Origin of the sequence: Pseudomonas sp., assembly GCF_030147005.1 — a bacterium.
Classification (GTDB): Bacteria; Pseudomonadota; Gammaproteobacteria; order Pseudomonadales; family Pseudomonadaceae; genus Aquipseudomonas.
Window position 1 is genome coordinate 1 of sequence record NZ_JASLAW010000133.1, and the last position, 4,873, is coordinate 4,873.

At 61.4% G+C, this 4,873-nt stretch carries 4 protein-coding genes; all 4 read left to right on the forward strand.

All coding sequences use genetic code 11. The features are described from left to right. The first annotated feature begins 330 nt into the window (after positions 1-330). On the forward strand, positions 331-1,335 hold the full coding sequence (locus Q1V60_RS12135; RefSeq protein WP_300630545.1) for an extracellular solute-binding protein: 1,005 nt from the start codon (positions 331-333) through the stop codon (positions 1,333-1,335). 159 nt (positions 1,336-1,494) lie between these two features. Then, positions 1,495-3,111, forward strand: a complete 1,617-nt coding sequence (locus Q1V60_RS12140) for an iron ABC transporter permease (RefSeq protein WP_300630546.1) — start codon at positions 1,495-1,497, stop codon at positions 3,109-3,111. Positions 3,112-3,267: 156 nt separating this feature from the next. Next, positions 3,268-4,350, forward strand: coding sequence for a glycine cleavage system aminomethyltransferase GcvT (gene gcvT / locus Q1V60_RS12145; protein WP_300630547.1), 1,083 nt, complete (start codon positions 3,268-3,270; stop codon positions 4,348-4,350). 52 nt (positions 4,351-4,402) lie between these two features. Further along, on the forward strand, positions 4,403-4,786 hold the full coding sequence (gcvH, locus tag Q1V60_RS12150) for a glycine cleavage system protein GcvH (RefSeq protein ID WP_300630548.1): 384 nt from the start codon (positions 4,403-4,405) through the stop codon (positions 4,784-4,786). Positions 4,787-4,873: the final 87 nt, after the last annotated feature.

A 4,873-nucleotide genomic window follows, 5' to 3' on the forward strand; every position in this document is an offset into this window, starting at 1 on the left:
CGTCGGCCTGTGGCGAGGGAGCTTGCTCCCGCTGGGCCGCGAAGCGACCCCAGAAAATGGGACTGCTGCGCAGACCAGCGGGAGCAAGCTCCCTCGCCACGGTAAAGCGCCCCTCCTTAACTGACTGGCATTAGGGCTTGCCCCGCAAAGGCGTCGTGCCAGTCGCTACATGTACGACTGATACAGCGCATTCGCGAGCAAGCCCGCTCCCCCAAGGGAAATCACTCGCCTGTTAAACCTCCGTGCAACATCTGGTAACGCCTCCACCAAGCGTTACCAAATGTGAGTCCTTATCATTTGCGCTCTTTTTGCAAATGAGAGACCGCACCCATGTTGGCACCCAAGCGCCTCCTGACTGCCCTGGCACTCACCCTGATCGGCAGCACCACCGTGCAGGCTGCCGACGAAGTGGTGGTCTACTCATCGCGCATCGACGAACTGATCAAACCGGTGTTCGACGCCTACACCCAGAAGACCGGTGTGAAAGTGAAGTTCATTACCGATAAGGAAGCCCCGCTGATGCAGCGCATCAAGGCCGAGGGTGAAAACGCCACCGCCGACCTGCTGCTCACCGTCGACGCCGGCAACCTTTGGCAGGCCGAGCAGATGGGCATCCTGCAGCCGTTCACCTCCGAGGTGATCGACAAGAACATTCCGCTGCAATACCGCTCTTCGGCCCACGCCTGGACCGGTTTGAGCCTGCGCGCGCGCACCATCGCCTATTCCACCGACCGGGTAAAACCAGGCGATCTGACCACCTACGAAGCCCTGGCCGACAAACAGTGGGAAGGCCGCCTGTGCCTGCGCACGGCGAAAAAGGTCTACAACCAGTCGTTGACCGCCACGCTGATCGAAACCCACGGTGCGGGCAAGACTGAAGAAATCGTCAAGGGCTGGGTGAATAACCTGTCCACCGATGTGTTCTCCGACGATATCGCGGTGCTGGAGGCGATCAACGCCGGGCAATGCGACGTCGGTATCGTCAACACCTACTACTACGGTCGCCTGCACAAGCAGAAGCCGGACCTGGCGGTGAAACTGTTCTGGCCGAACCAGGGCGACCGCGGCGTGCATGTGAACCTGTCGGGCATTGGCTTGACCAAGCACGCGCCACACCCGGCGGCGGCCAAGGCCCTGGTGGAATGGATGACCACGCCCGAGGCGCAGAAGATTTTCGCCGACGTAAACCAGGAGTTCCCAGCCAACCCAGCGGTACCGCCGTCGGCTGAAGTGGCGTCGTGGGGCAAGTTCGTCGCCGATACCCTGCCGGTGGAAGTGGCTGGCAAGCGCCAGGCCGAGGCGATCCGCTTGATGGACCGCGCCGGTTGGAACTGACTTTTTAAATTGCTGCAAATCAACATGTGGGAGGGGGCTTGCCCCGATGACAGAGTGTCAGTCTAATCATCCGCGACTGGCGCTCCCTCATCGAGGGCAAGCCCCCTCCCACAGTGTTTTGCGTCTGTCTTCAGATAGTCCATCCCAAGGAATTTGCTCTTGGCCCATCCCGCCCAACGCCGCTGGTACCTGCCGGTCTTCACCGTCGCCGCCCTGGTGCTGCTGCCGCTGAGCGTGCTGTTGCTGTCCTGGCAAAGCATCGACCACCAGATATGGTCCCACCTGTGGGACACCCAGATGCCGCGTTTGCTGGGCAATACCTTGACGCTGGTGCTCGGCGTCGGTCTTGGCGTGACGTTGCTGGGCGTAAGCCTGGCCTGGCTGACCAGCCTCTGCGAGTTTCCCGGGCGCCGTTGGCTGGATTGGGCACTGATGCTGCCCTTTGCGATTCCGGCCTATGTGTTGGCCTTCGTGTTCGTAGGGCTGCTGGATTTTGCAGGGCCAGTGCAAACCCTGCTGCGCGAATGGTTCGGCGCGGGGCTGCGCCTGCCGCGTGTGCGTTCCACCAGCGGCGTAATCATCGTCTTGGTGCTGGTGTTCTACCCCTATGTCTATCTGCTGGCGCGTTCTGCATTCCTGGCCCAGGGCAAGGGTTTGATGGAAGCGGCGCGGGTGCTGGGCCAGTCGCCCTGGCAAGCGTTCTGGCGCGTGGCGCTGCCCATGGCGCGGCCGGCGATTGGTGCCGGTGTCGCCTTGGCCCTGATGGAAACCCTGGCGGATTTCGGCGCGGTCTCGGTGTTCAATTTCGACACGTTCACCACCGCCATCTATAAAACCTGGTACGGCTTTTTCAGCCTCTCCAGTGCTGCCCAACTGGCCAGCCTGTTGCTGCTGGTGGTGATGCTGGTGCTGTATGGCGAGCGGCGAGCGCGCGGAGCGAGCCGACCCAGCAATGAGCGCCCACGGGGCAAGGCGCTGTATCACCTGAGTGGGTTCAAGGCTGCAGCGGCCAGTGGCTGGTGCGGCTTGGTGTTCGCCTGTGCGTTTGTTATTCCGATGCTGCAACTGGTGGCCTGGTTCTGGCAGCGCGGCCGGTTCGATCTGGATGAGCGCTACAGGGGGCTGATCGTGCACACCTTGTATCTGGGCGCGATTGCGGCGCTGATTACGGTCAGCGTGGCGCTGATACTGGCGTTCGCCAACCGCCTGGCGCCGACTCGGGCGATTCGTTCTGGCATCAGCCTGGCCAATGTCGGTTATGCCTTGCCCGGCTCGGTGCTGGCGGTGTCGATCATGTTGGCCTTCAGCTATCTGGACCGTGAACTGGTGGTGCCGGTGTCGGGCTGGCTGGGCGGTGCGGGCAAACCATTGCTGCTGGGCAGCCTGTCGGCGCTGGTGCTGGCCTATCTGGTGCGGTTTTTGGCGGTCGCCTATGGGCCTCTGGAAAACAGCCTGGCGCGTATCCGCCCGTCGTTGCCCGAAGCGGCACGAAGCCTGGGAGTGAGTGGGCCACAACTGTTTTGCAAGGTATATCTGCCGCTGTTGCTGCCCGGCGCCCTGAGCGCCGCACTCCTGGTGTTCGTCGATGTGCTCAAGGAAATGCCCGCGACCTTGCTGATGCGCCCGTTTGGCTGGGACACCCTGGCGGTGCGGATCTTTGAAATGACCAGTGAAGGGGAATGGGCGCGGGCCTCGCTGCCTGCGTTGACCCTGGTGCTGGTTGGGTTGTTGCCGGTCATCGGGCTGATCCGACGCTCCGCACGACAAATCGGTTAGGTGCCAGTCCTACAGCTTGCGGCTACAATGCGCGGCATTCGGTGTGCTCCGTCTTTCGGATCGACCTGCTGTATGTGGCTGCAAGCCTTGTAACTCAAGGTGTTCGGCGCACGTGGCAGCTCTGCGCACCTTCGCCACGCCCGGAAGGAGAAACCCATGGGACAGCGTACGCCTCTGTATGACCTGCATCTCGCCCTCGGCGCGAAAATGGTCGATTTTGGCGGTTGGGATATGCCTTTGCATTACGGCTCGCAAGTTGAGGAGCACCATCAGGTGCGGCGCGACTGCGGGGTGTTCGATGTATCTCATATGACCGTGATCGATGTCACCGGCCTTCAGGCCAAGGAATGGCTCCAGCATCTGCTGGCCAACGATGTCGATCGATTGCACGGCTGCGGCCGAGCGTTATACAGCGCCATGCTCAACGAGCAGGGCGGGGTGGTGGACGACATGATCGTCTACCGTACCGAAACCGGTTACCGGCTGGTGGTCAACGCCGCTACCCGCGACCAGGACATGGCCTGGATGCAGGCGCAACTGGGCAGCTATCACGCGCAAATCCAGGAGCGCTCCGAACTGGCCATGCTCGCCATTCAAGGTCCCCACGCGCGGCACAAGATCGCCGAACTGGTGACCCAGTCCCGTGGCACGCTGATCCATCAGCTCAAGCCTTTCGAAGGCCAGGCCGACGGCGACTGGTTTATTGCCCGCACCGGTTACACCGGCGAAGACGGCCTGGAAATTGTCCTGCCCGCCGACCAGGCGCCGGGGTTTTTCAACGATCTGGTGGGCGCCGGCATTTCCCCTATCGGCCTCGGTGCCCGCGATACCTTGCGTCTGGAAGCCGGCATGAACCTGTATGGCCAGGATATCCACCAGCAGGTGTCACCCCTGGCCGCCAACATGGCCTGGAGCATCGCCTGGGAGCCGGTAGAACGTAACTTCATCGGCCGCGCCGCGCTGGAAGCGGAAAAAGCTGCCGGTGTGCAATTCAAATTAGTCGGATTGGTCCTGGAAGAGCGTGGCGTTCTACGCGCTCACCAAGTGGTTCGTATCGCCAATGTTGGCGAAGGGGAGATCACCAGTGGTAGTTTCTCTCCTACGCTTAGCAAGTCCATCGCCCTGGCGCGTGTACCGACGGCGACTGCCGACCGGGCCGAAGTGGAAATCCGCGGCAAGTGGTACCCGGTTCGAGTGGTCAAGCCGACCTTCGTACGCCATGGTAAAACCTTGATCTAACTATTTCCGGCAGGCCTGAGGCCGCTGACATTTCTTCTTGAGGACACAGACTATGAGCAATATCCCTGCCGACCTGCGTTTTGCCGAAAGTCATGAGTGGGCCCGTCTGGAAGCCGACGGCACCGTGACGGTTGGGATCTCCGACCATGCACAGGAAGCTCTGGGTGACGTGGTGTTTGTTGAGTTGGCCGAGGTAGGCGCCACATTTGAAGCCCAAGGCCAGGCGGGCGTGGTTGAATCGGTGAAGGCTGCTTCGGATATCTACGCTCCGGTTGCGGGCGAAGTGATTGCTGTCAACGAAGAGTTGAGCGGTAGCCCTGAGCTGCTGAACTCCGACCCTTACGGCGCCTGGATTTTCAAGCTCAAGCCAAGCAACGCGGCTGATCTGGATAAATTGCTGGACGCTGCCGGCTATAAAGCGGCCATCGGCGAGTAACGCAAACTCAGTGTGGGAGCGGGCTTGCTCGCGGAGGCGGTGTGTCAGTCAACTATAAGTGACTGGACTACCGCCTTCACGAGCAAG